The 20144-nt window shown below is 53.2% G+C and carries 20 protein-coding genes; 5 read left to right on the top strand and 15 right to left on the bottom strand.

The genetic code is table 11. The features are described from left to right. Window positions 1-20: 20 nt before the first annotated feature. Complete coding sequence (locus OGY72_RS10380; protein ID WP_125112576.1) at window positions 21-767, top strand: GntR family transcriptional regulator; 747 nt, start codon at window positions 21-23, stop codon at window positions 765-767. Here the strand turns inward: OGY72_RS10380 and OGY72_RS10375 are convergent. Genes OGY72_RS10375 through OGY72_RS10365 form a run of 3 tightly spaced genes read right to left on the bottom strand, consistent with a single transcriptional unit; the run spans window position 741 to window position 3981 of the window. Continuing rightward, the gene (locus OGY72_RS10375; RefSeq protein ID WP_164562598.1) at window positions 741-1706 is read right to left on the bottom strand and encodes a PfkB family carbohydrate kinase; all 966 of its coding nucleotides are present in this window, start codon (window positions 1704-1706) and stop codon (window positions 741-743) included. The two genes, OGY72_RS10380 and OGY72_RS10375, sit on opposite strands and share 27 nt — an antisense overlap. Further along, window positions 1703-2707 carry an ADP-ribosylglycohydrolase family protein gene (locus tag OGY72_RS10370; protein ID WP_193134211.1) on the bottom strand — a complete coding sequence of 335 codons (1005 nt, stop codon included), beginning with the start codon at window positions 2705-2707 and terminating at the stop codon, window positions 1703-1705. Before OGY72_RS10370 ends, OGY72_RS10375 begins: the two co-directional genes overlap by 4 nt. Further along, complete coding sequence (locus OGY72_RS10365) at window positions 2704-3981, bottom strand: nucleoside permease (protein ID WP_286547744.1); 1278 nt, start codon at window positions 3979-3981, stop codon at window positions 2704-2706. Before OGY72_RS10365 ends, OGY72_RS10370 begins: the two co-directional genes overlap by 4 nt. A gap of 252 nt (window positions 3982-4233) precedes the next feature. Between OGY72_RS10365 and fbaB the strand changes: the two genes are divergently transcribed. After that, window positions 4234-5286, top strand: a complete 1053-nt coding sequence (gene fbaB / locus OGY72_RS10360; RefSeq protein ID WP_003834421.1) for a class I fructose-bisphosphate aldolase — start codon at window positions 4234-4236, stop codon at window positions 5284-5286. A 20-nt stretch (window positions 5287-5306) separates the two neighbouring features. Here fbaB and yegS read toward each other — a convergent pair whose 3' ends face one another. The 7 genes from yegS to OGY72_RS10325 form a co-directional block, all read right to left on the bottom strand. Continuing rightward, a complete protein-coding gene (yegS, locus tag OGY72_RS10355) occupies window positions 5307-6206 on the bottom strand; it encodes a lipid kinase YegS (RefSeq protein WP_048215937.1) in 900 nt (299 codons plus the stop codon). A gap of 130 nt (window positions 6207-6336) precedes the next feature. Beyond that, window positions 6337-7068: an arginine ABC transporter substrate-binding protein ArtJ gene (gene artJ, locus OGY72_RS10350; protein WP_003027308.1), complete on the bottom strand. Its 732-nt coding sequence runs from the start codon at window positions 7066-7068 to the stop codon at window positions 6337-6339. Between the two features lie 261 nt (window positions 7069-7329). Continuing rightward, window positions 7330-7998, bottom strand: coding sequence for an arginine ABC transporter permease ArtM (gene artM, locus OGY72_RS10345; protein ID WP_003840185.1), 669 nt, complete (start codon window positions 7996-7998; stop codon window positions 7330-7332). Next, window positions 7998-8714: an arginine ABC transporter permease ArtQ gene (artQ, locus tag OGY72_RS10340; protein WP_198579336.1), complete on the bottom strand. Its 717-nt coding sequence runs from the start codon at window positions 8712-8714 to the stop codon at window positions 7998-8000. The genes artM and artQ overlap by 1 nt, the downstream gene beginning before the upstream one ends. Before the next feature lie 6 nt (window positions 8715-8720). Further along, window positions 8721-9452, bottom strand: coding sequence for an arginine ABC transporter substrate-binding protein ArtI (gene artI / locus OGY72_RS10335; RefSeq protein WP_003027298.1), 732 nt, complete (start codon window positions 9450-9452; stop codon window positions 8721-8723). A gap of 16 nt (window positions 9453-9468) precedes the next feature. Further along, window positions 9469-10197, bottom strand: a complete 729-nt coding sequence (artP, locus tag OGY72_RS10330) for an arginine ABC transporter ATP-binding protein ArtP (protein WP_003027295.1) — start codon at window positions 10195-10197, stop codon at window positions 9469-9471. Window positions 10198-10422: 225 nt separating this feature from the next. Then, the gene (locus OGY72_RS10325; RefSeq protein WP_003834409.1) at window positions 10423-10938 is read right to left on the bottom strand and encodes a lipoprotein; all 516 of its coding nucleotides are present in this window, start codon (window positions 10936-10938) and stop codon (window positions 10423-10425) included. A 126-nt stretch (window positions 10939-11064) separates the two neighbouring features. Here OGY72_RS10325 and OGY72_RS10320 point away from each other — a divergent pair, with 126 nt between their 5' ends. Beyond that, window positions 11065-11388, top strand: a complete 324-nt coding sequence (locus OGY72_RS10320) for a heavy metal-binding domain-containing protein (protein WP_001160725.1) — start codon at window positions 11065-11067, stop codon at window positions 11386-11388. Further along, entirely contained in the window at window positions 11385-12215 is an 831-nt protein-coding gene (locus OGY72_RS10315) for an N-acetylmuramoyl-L-alanine amidase (RefSeq protein WP_003834315.1), read from the top strand. Before OGY72_RS10320 ends, OGY72_RS10315 begins: the two co-directional genes overlap by 4 nt. A 100-nt stretch (window positions 12216-12315) precedes the next feature. Here the strand turns inward: OGY72_RS10315 and OGY72_RS10310 are convergent, their stop codons facing one another. The 4 genes from OGY72_RS10310 to poxB all read right to left on the bottom strand — a co-directional run bounded on the left by OGY72_RS10310 (window position 12316) and on the right by poxB (window position 17743). Beyond that, on the bottom strand, window positions 12316-13329 hold the full coding sequence (locus OGY72_RS10310; RefSeq protein ID WP_003834312.1) for a 3-beta-hydroxysteroid dehydrogenase: 1014 nt from the start codon (window positions 13327-13329) through the stop codon (window positions 12316-12318). Between the two features lie 97 nt (window positions 13330-13426). Then, window positions 13427-14857, bottom strand: coding sequence for an SDR family oxidoreductase (locus OGY72_RS10305; RefSeq protein ID WP_126317705.1), 1431 nt, complete (start codon window positions 14855-14857; stop codon window positions 13427-13429). A 10-nt stretch (window positions 14858-14867) separates the two neighbouring features. Beyond that, window positions 14868-15869: a low-specificity L-threonine aldolase gene (gene ltaE, locus OGY72_RS10300; RefSeq protein WP_286547743.1), complete on the bottom strand. Its 1002-nt coding sequence runs from the start codon at window positions 15867-15869 to the stop codon at window positions 14868-14870. A 155-nt stretch (window positions 15870-16024) separates the two neighbouring features. Next, window positions 16025-17743: a ubiquinone-dependent pyruvate dehydrogenase gene (gene poxB / locus OGY72_RS10295; RefSeq protein ID WP_286547742.1), complete on the bottom strand. Its 1719-nt coding sequence runs from the start codon at window positions 17741-17743 to the stop codon at window positions 16025-16027. Between the two features lie 153 nt (window positions 17744-17896). Between poxB and OGY72_RS10290 the strand changes: the two genes are divergently transcribed. Further along, window positions 17897-18331, top strand: coding sequence for a DoxX family protein (locus tag OGY72_RS10290; protein WP_003834302.1), 435 nt, complete (start codon window positions 17897-17899; stop codon window positions 18329-18331). Window positions 18332-18400: 69 nt separating this feature from the next. Here the strand turns inward: OGY72_RS10290 and OGY72_RS10285 are convergent, their stop codons facing one another. Continuing rightward, on the bottom strand, window positions 18401-20017 hold the full coding sequence (locus OGY72_RS10285; protein WP_148361765.1) for an FAD-NAD(P)-binding protein: 1617 nt from the start codon (window positions 20015-20017) through the stop codon (window positions 18401-18403). Between the last annotated feature and the right edge of the window lie 127 nt (window positions 20018-20144).

The raw sequence follows: 20144 nt of genomic DNA, 5'->3' as shown, positions 1-20144 counted from the left end.
GGCGGCCAGGAAAAAGATAAATGGAACAAGCGCATACCCAGCTTATCGCACAACTGAATGAACGTATTTCAGCGGCGGATAACACGCCGCTGTATATGAAATTTGCGCAGACGGTGAAGAATGCTGTGCGCAGTGGGATCCTGGAGCACGGCAATATCCTGCCCGGCGAGCGCGACCTCAGCCAGTTGACCGGCGTTTCTCGGATTACGGTACGCAAGGCGATGCAGGCCCTGGAAGAAGAAGGTGTAGTAACACGTGCCCGCGGTTATGGAACGCAAATTAATAATATCTTCGAGTATTCGCTTAAAGAAGCGCGCGGTTTTTCTCAGCAGGTGGTGTTGCGCGGTAAAAAACCGGATACGCTGTGGGTCAACAAGCGCATTGTGCCTTGCCCGGAAGAGGTGGCCCAGCAGTTGGCTGTCGCCGTGGGGAGTGATGTCTTCTTGCTCAAACGCATTCGTTACGTTGACGAAGACGCTGTTTCTATTGAAGAGTCCTGGGTACCCGCACACCTAATTCATGATGTGGATGCCATCGGTGTTTCGCTGTATGACTATTTTCGTAGCCAGCATATTTTCCCACAGCGCACGCGCTCACGCGTTAGCGCCAGAATGCCTGACGCAGAGTTCCAGGCGCACATTCAAATGGATAGCAAAGTGCCGGTACTGGTGATCAAGCAGGTAGCGCTTGACCAGCAGCAACGGCCTATTGAATACAGCATCAGTTACTGTCGTAGCGATCTATACGTCTTTGTGTGCGAGGAGTAGTTCCTCGCGCGACGGGGCGCAATCGCCGCCGCGATGCCCAACTACCCAGGACGCCACCGCGTTACCTAACAGCACTGAGTCGGCCAGCGTCCAGCCAGCCGCCAGCCCAGCCAGCATGCCGCCAGCGTGGCTGTCACCTGCGCCAATGGTATCAATGACCGCCGTTGCAAATGCTGGTACGCAGCCGGATGTCTGTGCGCTGAAATACCATGCGCCGTCTTTATCGTGACGCACGACCACCGGTGCGGTGAAACGCTGCACCCATTCTGCGCCAAAACCTTCCACATCCTGACTCAATGCAAACCGCTCGGCAGCAATTTCCGCCTCCTGACGATTAAGTGACACCAGCGGACGGCAGGCCATAATTCTTGCCAGTAAAGGCTCAGGAATGTCGCCGATGCGCGGGCCAAAATCGATAAACGGTGTCACCTCTTCCAGACCTTCCAGCCATTGCACCAGCAATTCACCGCACGGGGACGCCAGCTGATAACCCGAAAGATACACCAGGCTATGACGCGGGATATCCAGCTGTGCCAGCCAGGCGGCATTCCACTGATTCTCAACGCCGCTAAAAGACATAAAGGTACGCTCGCCATCCGGCTCCACCAGCGCCAGACACCAGCCGTTATCGCCTTCGGCATTGTCGATCCGGCTGTGCAGTCCCTCTTTTGCCATCCGGTTGCGGATAATGTCGGCCCACACTCCCTGACCCAGCGGTAGAGCATTGCAGGCATCGATACCTAAACGCTTAAGCGTGACGGCGATATTGAGTGCGCAGCCGCCAACGTTAACACCTTGCTGCTTGAGCTCGATGTCACAGCCGCGCCAGGGGAGGGCATACGCATCGGCAATGACATCAATCACCGCCGCACCCACCACCGTTACTGGCCGCTGTGTACGTAACTGCGAGAGAAGTTGTTGCAGATGCGTGTTGCTCATAGCGCCTCCCGCTGCTCACGCAGTCGCATTAACCCACTGGCGTAGCGGGTAAAGTCCAACTGATTAACCGCATCCAACTCCTGCTTCAATGCTGGGTTGATCGCGCTCACGCCGTGTAATGCACCACAAATGGCGGTTGCCATCGCCCCGATGGTGTCGGTATCGCCGCCGAGGTTCGCGCACAGAATGGCGCAGCGGTTAGGATCGGTCTGCGCCAGTTCAACCATGGCGATGGCGCAAGGCACGGACTCAATGGTGCTGGTTCCGGCACCTACAACCTGATACAGCTGCTCGCTGGCGGACTCGACGCCATCGGCGTTACGCACGATTTTCAGCGCCAGTTCAAGGCGTGCACAAAGCGATGCGCTAAAGGTAGTGATTCGTTTTTGCTGCGCATGCAGGGCAATGGCAGGTAGCGCGTCGACAATCTCCGGCCATGTCCCTCCGTCGATGGCGCGCGATACCGCCCACGCGACGACAACGGCTCCCGCGATAGCCAGATCCGATTTATGCGTCGGGCTGGAGGCCAATGCCACATCATCGATAAAGGCATCAAGATTGCGAGCGGGCAGCAGGCATCCCAGCGGGGAAACGCGCATTGCCGCGCCATTGGTCACGCCGTTGTTTTCCAGTTCGGCGACCGGTTTACCGTCACGAATAGCTTTCAACGCAATTTTCGAGGTCGGGCCGAGCACGTTTTTATTAAAGGCATCAAACTGCTCGGCCCAGGCCAGAATATTGCGACCAATAACGTCAGGCACAATTTCGCCGTCGCACTCAAGCAGGGCATCTGCCAGACACAGTGCCATGGACGTGTCATCAGTGAACTCCGCTTGGTTAAAATAGCAGGCGGCATTATTTTCCGCAGGGCCGGGCAAAAAACGGTCGATCCAACCGAAGTGTGCTTTTACCCGGGTTCTTGGCCACAGTTCCGACGGCATGCCCATCGCATCCCCTAACGCCTGCCCATAAAGAGCACCGAGAATACGTTCTGCTTTCATTTTACTTCCCCTTGTTTCAACGCTATATCGCGATCGTCCACCTTAATGGCGGTGATTTCTTTGTCTGATTCGCGAAAGAAAATCATGAACAACACGGCAATGATGGCAATCATGACCGCGCCAAATCCCCACATGCCAGCCCAGTTAAAGGTGAGACCATTCACGGACTCCTGATAAGCAAACATTTTTTCCATCATCACGCCGCCCAGACGGTACCCGAGCAGGCTGCCGAATCCCTGACAGCAGAGGGTGATAAGCCCTTGCGCTGCGGTGCGCATGTGGACCGGCGCTTTTTTATCGACATAGATGTAAGCCGTGACGTAATAGAAGTCGTAACTGACGCCGTGCAGCAGAATGCCGAGAAACAGCAGGGCGTAAGTGAAATATTCTTCCGCACCGCCGTAAACGAAAAATCCGTAGCGGATCGCCGCAGTAATAAGACCAAGCAACAACACCTTTTTAATACCAAAGCGTTTGGTGAAAAACGGTAGCGCCAGCATGAAGAAGATTTCAGAGAACTGGCCCAGCGTCATCCAGCCGGTGGAGTTTTTCATTCCGACTTCTGTCAGATAGCCGTTGGCGAAGATGTAATAGAACGCCAGTGGCATCGCAAACAGGAAAGAGCAAAAGAAGAAGACGAGGAAGTTCTTATCGCGCAGCAGGATCAGCGCATCCAGACCCAGCATAACTTTGAAATCCATTTTGCCGGTACTTTTTGGCGGCGTATCCGGTAAAAAGAAGGCAAAAACACCTAACAATGCGGAGCTTCCGGCAGTGATAAGCAGGGGAATATTGGTGGGTGAGATGTCGTTATAGCCAAGCATTTGCGGTAAGAAACCGCAGGCCAAACCGGAGGCAATCCAGCCAATGGTGCCCATCACGCGGATGCGCGGGAAATCACGTTCAACATCCGGTACGTTGGCAAAAGCAATACTGTTGGTCAGCGCAATCGTCGGCATATAGGTCAACGAATAGGCCAGTAACAGCGGGAAGAATCCGCTGAAGGTGGTTTGCTGGGCGGCGAAGTACATCAGAATAGCGCCGACGAACATCAACACCGCCAGTACTTTTTGCGCGGAGAAAAAACGATCAGTGATTGAACCGACCAGAATGGGCGACAGGATCGCCGCAATGGCGGTGCAGGCGTAGGACCAGCCTATCTCTCCGGCACTAAAGCCACTTTTACTCAGCCACAGCCACAGTGGTACAAACCAGGCGCCCCAGATAAACCACTCTACAAACATCATGAACGACAGCTTAACTGTAGTTTTCATCTTTAAATCCTTCATGACAGGTAAGGTACGCGCTGATAGTACCATTCAATAATACCTTTAAAATACCTTTGAGATTAAACTTTGACCGTCTTAACATTATTTTTTCCTGAATCGAGCCAGCAGAAGTTGCTGAAAAGTGCGCTAAAGATGGAAAAAAAGCGCAGTCGGTACCAGGCTTAATGCTGCCCGCAAAAAGGCGGGTCAGGACAATCCATATTCCGGTTTTAAACCGGAACTTACGGGAGCATAGCTATGACTGATATTGCGCAGTTGCTTGGCAAAGATGCCGACAGCCTTTTACAGCATCGTTGTATGACCATTCCTTCTGACCAACTTTACCTGCCTGGACATGATTACGTCGATCGCGTAATGGTGGATAACAATCGGCCGCCTGCCGTGCTGCGTAATATGCAGACGCTGTATAACACGGGGCGACTTGCCGGGACAGGGTATCTGTCGATCCTACCGGTGGATCAGGGGGTAGAGCATTCTGCTGGGGCTTCGTTTGCCGCTAACCCGCTGTACTTTGATCCGAAGAATATTGTGGAATTGGCTATCGAAGCAGGATGCAACTGCGTGGCATCGACCTATGGCGTGCTGGCTTCTGTTTCCCGTCGCTACGCGCACCGCATTCCGTTCCTGGTCAAAATTAACCACAACGAAACGCTGAGCTATCCGAATACCTTTGACCAGACGCTGTATGCCAGCGTAGAGCAGGCGTTTAATATGGGCGCGGTTGCGGTAGGGGCAACCATCTATTTCGGTTCTGAGGAATCTCGCCGCCAGATTGAAGAGATTTCAGCAGCGTTTGAGCGCGCCCATGAGTTGGGTATGGTTACCGTGCTGTGGGCGTATCTGCGTAACTCCGCGTTTAAAAAAGATGGCGTGGATTACCATGTTTCCGCCGATCTTACCGGGCAGGCTAACCATCTGGCTGCCACTATCGGAGCGGATATCGTTAAGCAGAAAATGGCGGAAAATAACGGCGGGTATAAAGCGGTTAATTTTGGCTACACCGACGATCGCGTTTACACCAAGTTGACCAGTGAGAATCCAATTGACCTGGTGCGTTATCAACTGGCGAACTGTTATATGGGGCGCGCCGGATTAATTAACTCTGGCGGGGCGGCCGGCGGCGACACCGACCTGAGCGATGCAGTGCGTACAGCGGTGATTAACAAACGTGCGGGCGGCATGGGGTTGATTCTGGGACGTAAAGCGTTCAAGAAAACCATGGCCGACGGCGTTAAGTTGATTAACGCCGTACAGGACGTTTATCTGGACAGCAAAGTCACTATTGCCTGATCCCTCGGATTGTCGTTGGGTTAGCGCAACAGCGGACAACCCGGCGGCAGTCTGCAACGTAGCGCAGCGGGCAGGATTTCAATATGAAACTCTTGTCCGCTGAGCGGTTCGCCATCGAGATTAAAGGTAATTTCGTGTGGGGCGCGGATATCAAACCATGACGATGCGCCGTCAATAATGTTAGGGTTATCTTCGGATTGCGTTAACGCCGAAAGCAGTCCTGGCAGTAGTTCCTCGCCGGTAAAAATGCGCAGTTGCAGCAGGCCGTCGTTGATCAGCGCCGTCGGGCAAAGCTGTTGCCCACCACCGGCCTGGCGACCATTACCGATACCAATCACCAGCGCCTTACCCTGCCAGTGAAAATCTTCTCCACGAATGTCACAGATGTCGGGCTTGAGCGTATCCATGCGCATTAATCCGTGAATAAAATACGATACACCGCCCAATGCGGCCTTGAGTTTTTCCGGCGTTTCGGTGGTGATGCGAGTGCCAAACCCGCCGGTCGCCATGTTGATAAAACAGGTTTTATCGTTGACCTGTACCATATCGATTGCAGTCGCATTTGCAGCGATAGCCAGCTTTAACGCCTTATCAAGGTCATCGGGTATACCAACGCTGGTGGCAAAGTCATTCGCCGTTCCCAACGGTAAAATACCCAGCGCCGGAATATTGCCGCCCTGCGACTGAATCAGCGCCGTCGAGACTTCGTTGATGGTGCCGTCACCGCCGCCGGCTATCACCGTAGCAACGCCTAGCTGACGAGCTTCATCAACGTAGCGTTGGGCATCGCCTTTTTCCCAGGTCACGCGAACATGGATTTCCACGCCTTCATCGCGAAGCTTCGCAATGGCATCACGCAGGGGGAGATTATCAGCACTTTTTCCATTGAGGATCAGTAAACTGGCAGGGAACGCTATCATCCGTTTGCCTCACTTTTTTCGTTTTAACAAGTGTATGCCAGGAAAGCATTTATGGCGTAAGAACTGACTGAAAGCGCAGGCGAAGAGATAAAAAAAGCCGCAGAGCGCGGCTTTTCAGATTGAGCAGACGTTACTGCGGGAACCATTGGTCGCTGATTTTCTGGTACGTGCCGTCAGCTTTGATGGCCGCCAGCGCGCTGTTCAGTTTTTCCAGCAGGGCTTTGTTATCCGGGCGAACCGCGATGCCAAGGCCAGTACCGAAATATTGCGGATCGGTTACTTTGTCAGTGGCGACGCCTAACTGCGGGTTGGTTTTCAGCCATTCGTTAACCACTGCAGTATCGCCAAATACGCCATCAATACGGCCATTTTTCAGGTCGATAATCGCATTCTGATAGCTATCATAGGCCACAGTTTTCACCTCAGGATGTTTATCCTGCAGGTATTTCTGATGGGTGGTGCCGTTTTCCATACCGATGCGCTTACCTTTCAGGTCGGCAAAGGTTTTATAGGTGTCTTTTTTCGCAATCACCAGCGCGGAGTTGGCATAGTAAGGCTGAGTAAATGCAACCTGCTTGCTACGCTCAGGTGTGATATCCATTCCGGAAATTACCGCATCATATTTCTTGAATTTCAGCGCGGGGATCAGGCTGTCGAAAGCGTGATTGGTGAAAGTACATTCTGCCTGCATTTGTTTGCACAGCGCCGTTGCCAGGTCGATGTCAAAACCGACAATTTTATTGCTTGCGTCCAGTGATTCAAATGGCGGATATGTGGCTGATACACCGAAACTAATTTTATCAGCAGCTGAGGCGCCAGCGGCGAAAGTAGCAAGTAATGCGGCCAGTACTAACTTTTTCATGGTGGAACTCCCGTCTGTCAATCTTATGATTATTACCGTGTCTGCGGCGTGGAGTAACAATGCCATTTAATGAATTTATATGCAATAAAAATGATTAAGTATTTTTATTGGTATGAAAAAAGACGGACAATTTAGGTTGTTGTCCGTCTTTATGTTTTTTACTTATGCACATTTGCCGGATGGCGGTGCTAGCACCTTATCCGGCCTACAAAAGGTGCATGAACCGTAGGCCTGATAAGCGTAGCGCCATCAGGCATATGCTTAATTCCGGTGTTCAAACGCCAGCGCTTTACGTTCGATTAAGCGCATCATCAGCGTCAGCAAGCCGTTGACGATCAGGTAAATCACACCCGCGGCACCGAAGACCATAACGTCATAAGTACGACCGTACAGCAGCTGGCTATAGCCCATGACTTCCATCAGCGTGATAGTGTAAGCCAGTGAGGTACTTTTAAATACCAGCACCACTTCGTTGGAATACGAGGAGAGGGCGCGTTTAAAGGCATACGGCAACAGAATCGCCAGCGTATCCTTTTTGCTCATCCCTAACGCTCCGCAGGACTGCCACTGGCCTTCCGGGATTGCACGAATAGCGCCGTAGAACAGTTGCGTAGTGTAGGCCGCACTGTTTAACGACAGCGCAATTAAGGCGCATAACCAGGGTTCAGAGAGCAGATGCCACAGTACCGGATATTCTTGCAATGCCGGAAACTGTCCAGGTCCGTAGTAGATCAGGAAGATTTGCACCAGCAGCGGTGTACCGGTAAACAGCGTGATATACGCGCGTACCAGCCACACCAGCACCGGCGTTTTCAGCGTCAGGATGACGGTGAAGATTAGCGCCAGCACCAGAGCAACCACGATGGAGGCGACCGTCAGCGTCAGGCTGGTATGCAGCCCTTTCAACAATTCAGGTAAATACTCAAGCATCAGCCTGGTCTCCGCTCAAAACGTGTCGTGCGCAGGTCAATGCGTTTGAGAATGTACTGACTCACCAGCGTAATCACCAGGTAAATAGCGGCCGCCACAATGTACCAGGTAAACGGCTCCTGGGTGCGGGTGGCAATACTCTTGGTTTGCAACATCAGATCGTTCACGCTGATAAGGCTGACCAGCGCGGTATCTTTCAGCAATACCAGCCACTGGTTACCCAGTCCCGGTAAGGCATGACGCCACATCTGCGGCATCACCAGACGAAAGAAGATCGCGGCTTTAGACAAACCCAACGCCTGACCTGATTCCCATTGTCCGAGTGGCACGGCCTTCAGCGCGCCACGCAGCGTTTGCGACGCGTAAGCGGCGTACAATAATGACAGTGCAATGACACCGCACAGGAACGGGCTGACGTCGAAGTTTTCGATCTGCATCTGAACCGGGATTTGTACAAACCCGAGATTGATCGTAAAGCCATCGGCCAGCGTCAGCAGCAATTGTGAGGAACCGAAATAGATAAACAGAACCACCAGGATTTCTGGCAGACCGCGCAGGATGGTGACCAGGGCCGAGCCCGCCCATGCCACCGGGCGCCATTTTACTGACTCCCAGACGGCAAAAAACATGGCGAGTGCAAGGCCAATGATCAGCGCACAAACGGCAAGGCCGACGGTCATCCCGGCGGCGCTTGCTAAAGGAAAAAATTCATTCATCAAATATTACTTCTGGAACCATTTGTTGTAGATGGTCTCGTAAGTCCCATCTTTCTTCACTTTTTCCAGCGCAGCGTTAAATTTCTGCTGCAGCTCGGTATTGCCCTGGCGTACCGCGATGCCCAGACCTGTACCGAAGTAATCTTTATCCGTGACTTTGTCACCAACCGCGGCAAGCTTAGGATTGTCTTTCAGCCACTCGGTTACTACTGCGGTATCACCAAAGACGCCGTCAATACGACCGTTTTGCAGATCGAGTTTGGCATTCTGGTAGCTGTCATACGGCACAGTGGTCACTTCCGGATGTTTATCCATGATGAATTTCTGGTGCGTGGTACCGTTTTGAACGCCGACTTTTTTACCTTTCAGCTGGTCGATGCTGGTGTATTTACCCTGCTGGCCCACAAACAGCGCAGAGTTGTCGTAGTAAGGGGTGGTGAACAGCACCTGTTTTTCACGCTCAGGCGTGATGTCCATACCGGCCATCACCGCGTCAAAACGACGGAATTTCAGGCTCGGAATCAGGCTGTCGAAGGCCTGATTGGTGAAGGTACAAGTAGCGTCAATCTCTTTACACAGCGCGTTTGCCAGATCAACGTCAAAACCTACGATCTTGTTATTCGCATCGATAGATTCAAACGGAGGATAAGACGCTTCGGTGGCGAAACGAATGGTTTGGGCTGCGGTAGCGGAAAGACTAAAACCTGCGATTAGCGCGGCAATCAGAACTTTTTTCATTGTATTGTCCCGAATCTTAGTGAGAAAGATAGTTTTTAAACGCTTCGGTTTGCGGGTTGGCAAAGCAGCTCGCATCCCCAAACTCGACGATGTGACCGTTTTCCATATACACCACACGACTGGCCGTTTTACGTGCAACTTCCACTTCGTGGGTGACGATCACCTGAGTAATATTGGTTTCCGCCAGTTCGCGAATGATGCTGACGATTTGGGCGGTAATTTCCGGGTCAAGCGCGGCGGTCGGTTCATCAAACAGCAGCACCTGCGGCTCCATCATCAACGCGCGGGCAATGGCTACACGCTGTTGCTGGCCACCGGAAAGATGTAATGGGTAACGATCGCTGTAAGGCTTGAGGCGCAGACGTTCCAGCAGTTTCTCGGCGCGCGCCATCGCTTGCTCTTTTGTCAGACCCAGTACGCGGCAGGGCGCTTCAATCAGGTTCTGCACCACCGTGAGATGCGGCCAGAGATTATATTGCTGAAAGACCATGCCCACGTTCTGACGCAGATCCCGAATGGCTTTATCTGACGGGGTCTTCGTGAAGTCGAAACGGTTGCCCGCAATAGAGAGCGTGCCCGAGCGCGGCATCTCAAGCAGGTTGAGTACGCGCAGCAGCGAGCTTTTCCCGGCTCCACTTGGGCCAAGTAACACCAGTGTTTCACCCTGAGGGCAATCCAGCGTGATATCGAACAGCGCCTGATGTGCGCCGTAGAAGCAGTTAATGCCGTTTAATTGAATACTCATTGACACTCGATACTGGCAGTCTGATAGCTATTGAAGCCGCAGATACTACCTTTGACAGAATAGTTATGCAATATTTATGCGTTAAAAGTTAAATGCAAACCGCATTCTTCTCTAAACATAGCACAAAATAGCGAGGTCACCAGTGGGTAAGAATAATTGTCGGCATTCTATGCAGAATGCCAGACAATTTATGGGGGTTATGATTTAAGCGGGTGAATGGGGCGGTTAGCGGTTTTCGACAGACTGGCGCAACGTCCCGGCTGGCGCGTGTACGCTGCCGCCCAGATAGCGTACATCATCAACGACCCAGCACTGACCTTCACGGATCATCAGCACTTCATCACGCCAGCTTTGGTCACCCTGTTTCAGCTCTACGCGCAGTGGAATGTTGCGTGCATCACTATTCGGAATAGTCGATGCGCTAGCGACACTGGCGCTGTCTGGTAACGTAGCGCGACTGGAGAACGGATCGCTGTTAAACAGGTCGCGGTGTGCATTATCGCGGCTGGCGTCGGTCAGCAGTTTAGCCAGATTGTCGCTCAGGTACGGACGAAGGGCGGTAATGTCATTGTTTCGATGCTGAATACGGTAATCATAGAATTGTTGAGCCACGCTGTCTGGCCCACCTTCTATGCATGAACCACTACGTGTGCCGTTATCTTTATAGACCGGCGTCACGGTAGTACAGGCGCTGAGAAGAAGTGCACAGGGAACCAGCAGAGAGAGTTTCGAGTAGCGCATAATGATTTCCTTATTAGCTTTCTACGATTAGTGTTCTACGTTGATAGAATATATCCTTTCAATGATAGTGGATCGGTTCGATAATGCTTTTGAGATCGTGCTCTTAGCGCAAAAAGGAGATTAACCATGCAGTTTTCGACAACCCCTACGCTGGAAGGACAGAGCATCGTGGAATACTGCGGTGTTGTTACCGGTGAAGCCATTTTAGGCGCGAATATCTTCCGCGATTTCTTCGCCGGCATTCGCGATATTGTCGGTGGTCGCTCCGGTGCGTATGAAAAAGAGCTGCGTAAAGCGCGTGAAATTGCTTTTCAGGAGCTGGGCGAACAGGCGAAAGCGCTGGGTGCTGATGCGGTGGTCGGTATCGATATCGATTACGAAACCGTAGGCAAAGACGGTAGCATGCTGATGGTGAGCGTCAGCGGTACCGCGGTGAAAACTCGCCGATGAAACGTCTGTTGTGTCTGCTGGCATTTACGCTGTTGCTGGTGGGATGTGCTGGCGAAAAAGGGATTGTCGACAAAGACGGGTATCAGTTAGATACCCGCCGACAGGCACAGGCTGCTTATCCGCGCATTAAAGTGCTGGTTATCCATTACACGGCCGATGATTTTGACTCTTCTCTGGCTACGCTGACCGATAAAAACGTCAGTTCGCACTATTTGATCCCAGCAGTGCCGCCGCTTTACCATGGTAAGCCGCGTATCTGGCAACTGGTGCCGGAAAAAGATCTGGCCTGGCATGCGGGGATTAGCTTCTGGCGCGGCGCTACGCGTATTAACGATACCTCAATTGGCATTGAGCTGGAAAACCGCGGCTGGCAAAAATCAGCGGGCAGCAAGTATTTTGCGCCGTTTGAGCCCGCGCAGATTCAGGCGTTAGTCCCATTGGCGAAAGATATCATCGCCCGCTACGACATAAAACCGCAAAACGTGGTGGCTCATGCAGACATTGCGCCGCAGCGTAAGGACGATCCCGGTCCGCTGTTTCCGTGGCAAGCACTGGCCGTTCAGGGCATTGGCGCATGGCCGGATGCTCAGCGTGTGGCATTTTATCTCGCCGGACGAGCGCCCCATACGCCGGTAGAAACCGCGTCATTGCTCGATCTACTGTCACGCTATGGCTATGAGGTAAAACCCGAGATGACGCCGCGTGAACAGCAGCGGGTGATTATGGCGTTCCAGATGCACTTCCGCCCGACGTTGTGGAATGGCGTGGCGGACGCGGAAACGCAGGCGATTGCCGAAGCGTTACTGGAGAAATACGGGCAGGGTTAACGCAGACACCAATGCCTGATGGCGCTTCGCTTATCAGGCCTACGGTTAATTTGGCAGGTATTTGTGGCGCTTGTGCCGCCACCCTGCAATGGATATCAGCCTAACGCGGCAGCTTACCGTGGTCGCGCAGCCAGGCCGCGGTACGCTCAATCCCTTCATCCAGCGTCACAACGGGCTGATAACCTAACTCTTCCTGAGCGCGGCTGGTATCCAGCGTAAAGTCAAAATTTAGCTTCGAAACGCCGTAATGCGTAAGCTTTGGCTCTTTCGCCGATTTATTGCCTAAGCGCTCCATGCTGCGGGCAATCATGTCCAGCATCGGGTAGGGCACGGAGCGGATACGGCAGTCAATATTCAGCTCGTCGATAAGTTTCTGCACAATACTGCGCAGGGTGCGATGTTCACCGTTGGTTATATTGTACGCACGACCCGACGGCAGCTTATCGCAGGCTTCCTGACTCGCCAGCCACATCGCGTGAACTGCGTTCTCGTAATAGGTCATATCCACCAGCGCACTCCCGCCGTGCGGCAACAGGATACTGCCGTAGTGGTACATCATATGGGCGAGGCGGGGAATAAAGACTTTATCGTGAGGTCCGAACAAGCTTTGCGGGCGCAAGACAGTAAAGCGAGTCTGCGGATTGGCCTGGGCGAGCAGCGCAATCACCTCTTCTCCAGCCGCTTTGCTGCGGGCGAATTCATTGGCGAAGCGATGGGGACGGAAGTCTTCTTTGATATCGCGATGATGGTGATAATCAAAATACAGCGACGGAGAGGAGATATGAATAAAGTTACGTACGCCCCAGGCTACGGCCCACTCGCCCAGACGGCGGGTAGCACGAACGTTGGCCAGATCAAAAGCTTCCTGAGTTCCCCATGGAGAGGTGAAACTGGAGCAGTGCCACAGTGTGTCAATGCCGGCAAGCATCACTTTTGCTTGCGAAGAGACCAGCTCGGTCAAATCCGCATGCACAAACTCTGCGCCCATTTTCTCCAGCAGCTTGCCCATCGCTTCGTTGCGACCGGTGGCTCTGACGCTGACGCCTTTGCTGCATAAAAACTCAACCGCGTTTCGGCCCAAGCCGCTGGTGGCTCCGGTAACCAGTACCTTCATATCAATCCACTGTGTTTAAAAAACGTCGTGCGCATTCTTCCGTGAAATACGCCTGTATGCAATGGGAAACATGAAAGAATACAGGCTCTTTTTATCATTAGTCTGTGATTTGTTCTGCAAGTTTGGCTATACGCTTCGCCATCCCCCTGAAAATGAACAGGTGGGCGGGGATCATCAACAGCCAGTAGAAGAGGCCAGGCATACCGTGCGGATGCCACCACGCGCGTACATCAATGCGTCGGTGGTCACCTTTATCTTCCAGTGTGAAGCTCAGGCGACCCAGTCCCGGCGCTTTCATCCCAAACAGCAGCGTCAGCTGTTTCTCCGGCTCAACGATGATGACTTTCCAGCTATCAACGGTATCGCCAACTTGCAATAGTGGGTGTTTGGGACGACCTTTTGCCAGCTTATGGCCGACCAGCAGGTCCAACGCCGCGCGCGTCTTCCATAGAATATTGCCAAAGAAATAGCCTTCTTTGCCGCCGAGTCGATTCACAACCTGCCACAGAGCCTTTTTGCTGGCGGAGGTTTCAACGCTAAAGCCAGCTTGTTTAGCAAAATAGCCATATTCTGGACGCCAGCGGGCAAACGCCTGTGCGTCGTAACCCCAGTCGCTGGAGTTGACCAGCTTCTCTTCTTCCTTCAAGGTGCTGCGCACCGCGTCATCAAAGGCAATCAGCTTTTGCGGGATCAGCGCACGTAATTCGGTGTCATCAGCCAGCAGGTCGTGTTTTAAGCCCTGGATCAGCGCTTTGGCCGTGGTCGGCGGCACTGACGTAATGACGTTCAAAAACCAGACCGAAATCCAGCGGGTAGGGAAGGGGATGGGGATGAGCAGGCGATGTTTACCGCTGACCGCCATAAAATGCTCGAACTGTTCCTGATAGCTCAACACCTGCGGCCCGGCGGCTTCGAGGACGCGGTGATGCTGTGTGGGATGATCCAGCAACGCCACCAGGTAGTACATTAAATTCTCCAGCGCGATAGGTGTGGTACGCGAGCGTACCCAGCGTGGAGGGGTGAGAACCGGCAGGTTGTAAACCATATCGCGCATGACTTCAAAGGCAGCGGAACCCGCTCCCACGATAATGCCCGCGCGCAATTCCGTCATTGGCACGCCTGACTCGCGCAGGGTGTCTGCGGTTATCTGTCGCGCACGCAGATGATCGGATTGTTCATGCCGGGGAGCCTGCAATGAGCTCAGGAAAATAAGCTGTTTAACTGGCGTATTACGCAGCGCATCGCGCACGTTCATCGCCACCTGACGTTCGTGGGCGATAAAATCACCGCCTTCGCCCATACCATGAACCAGATAATAAACCGTATCAACACCCGTCAGCAGCGGGGTGAGGTTTTCTGGCCAATTCAAATCGACCTTGTGGCAACTGACATTGGGCAGTTGCTGCTTTTCCAGCCGTTCAATGCGACGTGCCGCAGCCAACACCTGATGCCCTTGCTGACTGAGCGCCTGTACCAAATGCTGACCAATGTAGCCACTGGCGCCAAGAACCAAAATCCGTTGCGGCACGCCCATCTCCTTATTGGGTTAAAAAAGCGCGCCAGTGGGCGACGACTTCAGCAAGTTGTTCACGCGATACGTCCAGGTGCATCACCAGGCGCACAATTGGGGAGGCGTTAATCAGCACGCCTTGCGCTTTCATATATTCTCCCAGCGCGGCAGCGTGCTCTTCGCCAACGCGAACAAACAGCATATTTGTGTCGTGGCGCATGACGTCCGCCCCTGCTTCGCGCAGCTGCTCCGCCATCCAGGCGGCGTTGTCATGGTCTTCCTGCAAACGCGCCACGTTATTTTTCAGCGCATACAGTCCGGCTGCTGCCAGAATACCGGCCTGACGCATTCCGCCGCCGGTCATTTTGCGCCAGCGAATAGCGCGTTTGATGTACTCGTGGCTGCCGACCAGCAGTGAACCAACGGGGGTGCCGAGGCCTTTGGAGAGGCAAATGGTGAACGAATCACAGTATTGCGTGACATCTTTAAGTTCACAGCCGTAGGCGACGATGGCGTTAAAAATACGTGCGCCGTCGACGTGCAGGGCAAGATTACGCTCGCGGGTGAATTCCCAGGCGTCTTTCAGATACGCGCGCGGCAGCACTTTGCCGTTGTGGGTATTTTCCAGGCTGAGCAAGCGGGTGCGGGCAAAATGGATATCGTCCACTTTGATTTTTGCAGCCACTTTGTCCAGCGGCAGGGAGCCATCCGGTGCGGCGTCGATAGGCTGCGGTTGAATGCTACCGAGCACCGCTGCGCCACCTGCTTCGTAGAGATAGTTATGTGCGCGCTGACCGGCAATGTACTCTTCGCCACGCTGACAATGGCTGAGCAGCGCCACCAGGTTAGCCTGAGTACCGGTAGGTAAGAAAATAGCAGCTTCTTTACCAGAAAGCTCTGCGGCGTATTGCTGGAGGGCGTTAACGGTAGGGTCGTCTCCATACACGTCATCCCCGACCGGGGCTGCCATCATCTCTTCCAGCATGGCGCGACTCGGCCGGGTGACGGTATCACTGCGTAAATCAATCATGGTGTCTCCTTATTACACTTCATCCTTCAAGCTGCTTCGGCGTTGGCCGCACCCTTAAACCCCAGTCACATAGTATACCTATGCTCCTGGGGATTTTCGGGCTAGCCGCCTAGATGCCTCATGAATGATTTTGTGTGTGATTTAATAAGGATGTTTTACCTGAGCCAGTTCGTTTTCGCCAGTTCGATCACTTCATCACCGCGTCCGCTGATGATTGCGCGCAGCATATACAGGCTAAAACCTTTGGCCTGTTCGAGTTTGATCTGCGGCGGGATCGCCAGCTCTTCTTTCGCCACGACCACATCGACCAGCACCGGGCCGTCAATCGACATCGCCCTTTGTAGCGCTTCATCAACCTCTGAGGATTTTTCCACGCGAATGCCTGTAATGCCGCAGGCTTCGGCAATACGCGCGAAGTTGGTGTCGTGCAGTTCGGTGCCGTCGGTCAGATAACCGCCCGCTTTCATCTCCATTGCGACAAATCCCAGCACGCTGTTGTTGAAGACAATAATCTTCACCGGCAGCTTCATCTGGACAACCGACAGAAAGTCTCCCATCAGCATGCTAAAGCCGCCGTCACCGCACATTGCCACAACCTGGCGTCCTGGTTCTGTGGCTTGTGCGCCGAGTGCCTGCGGCATGGCATTCGCCATCGACCCGTGGTTAAACGATCCGAGCAGGCGACGTTTGCCGTTCATTTTCAGATAGCGTGCTGCCCACACCGTTGGCGTGCCAACGTCGCAGGTAAAGATGGCATCGTCAGCGGCAAAGTGGCTGATCTGCTGCGCCAGATACTGCGGGTGAATGGCTTTATCGCTGGGTTTGGCTAAATCATCCAGCCCTTTGCGCGCCTCGCGATAGTGCTCCAGCGCTTTGTCCAGGAACTGCCGCTCGGTTTTTTCCTCCACCAGCGGCAGTAGGGCACGGAGAGTGGATTTAATATCGCCTACCAGCGCCATATCAACTTTACTGTGCGCGCCAATGCTCGCCGGATTGATATCAATCTGAATAATTTTGGCGTCGGTGGGGTAGAACGGGCGATAGGGGAACTGGGTGCCAAGCAGGATAAGTGTGTCGGCATTCATCATGGTATGGAAGCCGGATGAAAAGCCAATCAGCCCGGTCATTCCCACGTCATAGGGGTTATCGTACTCAACATGCTCTTTACCACGCAGGGCGTGAACAATCGGCGCTTTGATTTTAGCCGCAAACTCAACCAGTTCTTTATGCGCACCGGCGCAGCCACTACCGCACATCAGGGCGATATTGCTGGAGTAGCGCAGCAGTTCCGCCAGTTTTTTCAGCTCTTCTTCTTGTGGAGTCACCACCGGGAGCGGCGCATGATACCAGTGCGTGGTGGCGCTTTCAGGCGCAGGCTTTAGCGCCACATCACCAGGTAAAACCACCACGGAAACGCCACGGTTGAGCACCGCCTTACGCATGGCAATTGCCAGCACCTGTGGGATCTGTTCTGGGCTGGAAACCAGCTCGCAATAGTGGCTACATTCACGGAACAACTCTTGCGGGTGGGTCTCCTGAAAATAACCGCTGCCTATTTCACTGGAGGGAATATGTGCGGCGATTGCCAGTACCGGAACGTGGTTACGGTGACAATCAAACAGCCCATTAATCAGGTGCAGGTTGCCTGGCCCACACGAGCCTGCACAGACAGCCAGCTCGCCCGTTAACTGCGCTTCAGCGCCCGCGGCGAAGGCTGCAACCTCTTCATGACGGGTTGGCATCCAGTCAATTGTTCCCATACGATTCAGACTGTCACTCAGACCATTTAGCGAGTCACCCGTTACACCCCAAATGCGTTTTACGCCAGCCTGTTCGAGTGTTTTAGCAATAAAAGCGGCAACCGTTTGTTTCATGGTTTTCCTTCTCCTCTAATGTGATACCGGTTACAAGTTTAGATGAAGATAATAGTTATGCTTCTCATTTCCCCCTTATTTCCGGCAGGTTTCATTTAACCTGTATTAAGCGTAGTTTGTTATTGGACATGGTGAAACAAGGAATAAATTCAAATGGTTATAAAACTATTAAATTCAGTTAACCGAGTATTGACTCACGAAGATTTTGGCAAGTTATTGTTACGCTTTGCCGTCGGTGGGCTGATGCTGTTTCATGGGCTGCATAAACTCTTTGCGGGTATTGATGGCATCAGCGGTATGTTGATCGCGAAAGGTTTCCCTGGCTTTATTGCGTATGGCGTTCTGTTGGGAGAGGTCGTGGCACCGTGCCTGATTATTCTTGGCATCCTGACGCGTCCGGCGGCGTTGGGGCTGGCGTTTACGATGGTTGTGGCATGGCTGATGGTCGGGATGGGCGAAACCTGGACACTGGATAAAACCGGTGCATGGGCGATTGAAAGTCTGGTTTATTTCTTCATCGGCGCGCTGGCCGTGGCGTTTTTGGGGGCGGGGCGTTACTCCGTTGCCGGAAATTCAGCCTGGCGATAGTTACCATCTGAGAGTCAATACCGAGGCGGGAAAGCGTAGCATTGCTCCGCCTCGTCGTTCAATCTGTCGCTAATCTATGTCGTCACTGTTCCATAGTTTGTGCCGACGTCTCAGCGCTCGCTGCGTCAATGCCCTTGCCATCGCGGCGCCTATTTCAGCGCTGACCACTAATCCCTGAATAAACGGACGATCGTGCATCAACCACGGCAGCCCGCCAAAAGCGATGCGATTGCGGGCGTTTTCCGGCGCTTGCAGCGTGTAATCTTCGCCGACATCCGGGATCTCATCGCCACAGGCCAGCAGTTGATCGCGTAGCGTTGGGAATGGGATATCTTTGCTCTGCAATGCCCGTTGTCCTCGGGCGTCAATAAACACATCAAATTCGCTGCGCTGACCGTGGTGGGAAATTACCGTCATTTCCTGTTCATTCATACGCTCATAATCTGTGCCAAGCGCGAGGATCTCAATCAGCCCGGCTTCGTGCAGCGCCAGCATTCGGCGAACTGACTCTGACGGGATTGCCGCATAGTTATCAATAAATACCCGCGCCAGTCCGCACCTGAAACGTTTTTCGTCGCGGGTATCAAGATGAGGGACTATCTCCTCAATAATCTCGTGCAGGCGCAGCAAGGTATAGCGCCAGGCGACGGTATGTTGTTTTTGCTTGTTGCGCTCAACTTCTACCAGGTTACGTCTTGCCCAGTCAAAAGGGTCATGTCTGAGCCTGTCGGCGAAATAGACTTCGGGGAACGTGTCGGCGTTAAGCGTCGCAAGCGCCACCTGTTGGCACCAGCCTGGCGCTGCGTCTTGCAGTTGTTGCGCCATAAGCTGAAAGATGCGATCCAGTAATCCGTTTTGGCCATGGGCAATGGCATCTTCAATCGCTTCTGGCGTCGCGATATTCAGCGATTCATACGGAAGGGGGCAGTAAAAATCCGCTTCAGGCAGTACCCCGCTGCGCGACATCAGGGTCAGTTTCAGGTTTTGACTGTCGGATTTAGGTGTGAATTGCAGTGAATGGTCGGTATTGGTAGTGAAGGTGCCATGCTGACTGGCCACAGCCATCGCGGCGTCGATAGCACTTAACGAGGTGCCCAGAATCCCTACCCGGCAAGCACCAATCTGCGCGTCCATCAGACCGGTCCACGGACTGGGGAAAAATTTGCGTGCCTGAGCATCCGTTTCAGGCCACAGATGACCAGTGGCGATAGCGGCGAAATCCACCTCAACGGGCTGTGACGCGTGGTTGATCCACAAAGAAACCCCATTCGGGTCTGCTCGCAGGTCGGTGACTTCGCTTGATTCATGTACGCGAATCGTGAAACCGGCTTGTTGCGCTTTCTCGACAATGGCTAAGAAACGATCGCGATAATAGTCGCCGAGGATCACGCGGGGTAAAAATTGCCGCTCATGCAAAGACGCGCGTTCAATCTGAAACTGGGCCAGATAGTCATCACTTTGATTCTGAAGCCACGTCAGATAACTGATATAGATCGGCGGGATCTCAATGCTGGCTATATTTGCCAGCATGTGGTCTGCGTTGTTGTTGCTATTGTAAGGCATGCCAACGCCCGCCTCTTCAGCTTGCTCGTAAAGCTCTATTTCCAGCGGTTCACCGCGCTCAACCAGGGCATGAAACGTATAAATCCCGGTGGGACCGACGCCGACAATAGCCACTTTTTTCATGGGGATCCTTGTAGAAAGTTCGACGTGCTAGTCGGGGATTATGTTTAATCTGCGCAGGGTAAGTGTGGTCGATAATTTGCGGGGAGAGTGAAAACATCAGAATTTTTCAACGCCTGACAGCATAAAA

The sequence above is a fragment of the Citrobacter sp. Cpo221 genome, from assembly GCF_030332345.1.
Classification (GTDB): Bacteria; Pseudomonadota; Gammaproteobacteria; order Enterobacterales; family Enterobacteriaceae; genus Citrobacter; species Citrobacter portucalensis.
The sequence above is the reverse complement of the archived record's forward strand: the minus strand, read 5'-3'. Positions and strand labels throughout refer to the sequence as shown.

Bases quoted from the DNA above. Each gene is read 5' to 3' on its own strand.
- OGY72_RS10380 (WP_125112576.1), top strand. From the start codon at position 21: ATGGAACAAGCGCATACCCAGCTTATCGCACAACTGAATGAACGTATT.
- OGY72_RS10375 (WP_164562598.1), bottom strand. From the start codon at position 1,706: ATGAGCAACACGCATCTGCAACAACTTCTCTCGCAGTTACGTACACAG.
- OGY72_RS10370 (WP_193134211.1), bottom strand. From the start codon at position 2,707: ATGAAAGCAGAACGTATTCTCGGTGCTCTTTATGGGCAGGCGTTAGGG.
- OGY72_RS10365 (WP_286547744.1), bottom strand. From the start codon at position 3,981: ATGAAAACTACAGTTAAGCTGTCGTTCATGATGTTTGTAGAGTGGTTT.
- fbaB (WP_003834421.1), top strand. From the start codon at position 4,234: ATGACTGATATTGCGCAGTTGCTTGGCAAAGATGCCGACAGCCTTTTA.
- yegS (WP_048215937.1), bottom strand. From the start codon at position 6,206: ATGATAGCGTTCCCTGCCAGTTTACTGATCCTCAATGGAAAAAGTGCT.
- artJ (WP_003027308.1), bottom strand. From the start codon at position 7,068: ATGAAAAAGTTAGTACTGGCCGCATTACTTGCTACTTTCGCCGCTGGC.
- artM (WP_003840185.1), bottom strand. From the start codon at position 7,998: ATGCTTGAGTATTTACCTGAATTGTTGAAAGGGCTGCATACCAGCCTG.
- artQ (WP_198579336.1), bottom strand. From the start codon at position 8,714: ATGAATGAATTTTTTCCTTTAGCAAGCGCCGCCGGGATGACCGTCGGC.
- artI (WP_003027298.1), bottom strand. From the start codon at position 9,452: ATGAAAAAAGTTCTGATTGCCGCGCTAATCGCAGGTTTTAGTCTTTCC.
- artP (WP_003027295.1), bottom strand. From the start codon at position 10,197: ATGAGTATTCAATTAAACGGCATTAACTGCTTCTACGGCGCACATCAG.
- OGY72_RS10325 (WP_003834409.1), bottom strand. From the start codon at position 10,938: ATGCGCTACTCGAAACTCTCTCTGCTGGTTCCCTGTGCACTTCTTCTC.
- OGY72_RS10320 (WP_001160725.1), top strand. From the start codon at position 11,065: ATGCAGTTTTCGACAACCCCTACGCTGGAAGGACAGAGCATCGTGGAA.
- OGY72_RS10315 (WP_003834315.1), top strand. From the start codon at position 11,385: ATGAAACGTCTGTTGTGTCTGCTGGCATTTACGCTGTTGCTGGTGGGA.
- OGY72_RS10310 (WP_003834312.1), bottom strand. From the start codon at position 13,329: ATGAAGGTACTGGTTACCGGAGCCACCAGCGGCTTGGGCCGAAACGCG.
- ltaE (WP_286547743.1), bottom strand. From the start codon at position 15,869: ATGATTGATTTACGCAGTGATACCGTCACCCGGCCGAGTCGCGCCATG.
- poxB (WP_286547742.1), bottom strand. From the start codon at position 17,743: ATGAAACAAACGGTTGCCGCTTTTATTGCTAAAACACTCGAACAGGCT.
- OGY72_RS10290 (WP_003834302.1), top strand. From the start codon at position 17,897: ATGGTTATAAAACTATTAAATTCAGTTAACCGAGTATTGACTCACGAA.
- OGY72_RS10285 (WP_148361765.1), bottom strand. From the start codon at position 20,017: ATGAAAAAAGTGGCTATTGTCGGCGTCGGTCCCACCGGGATTTATACG.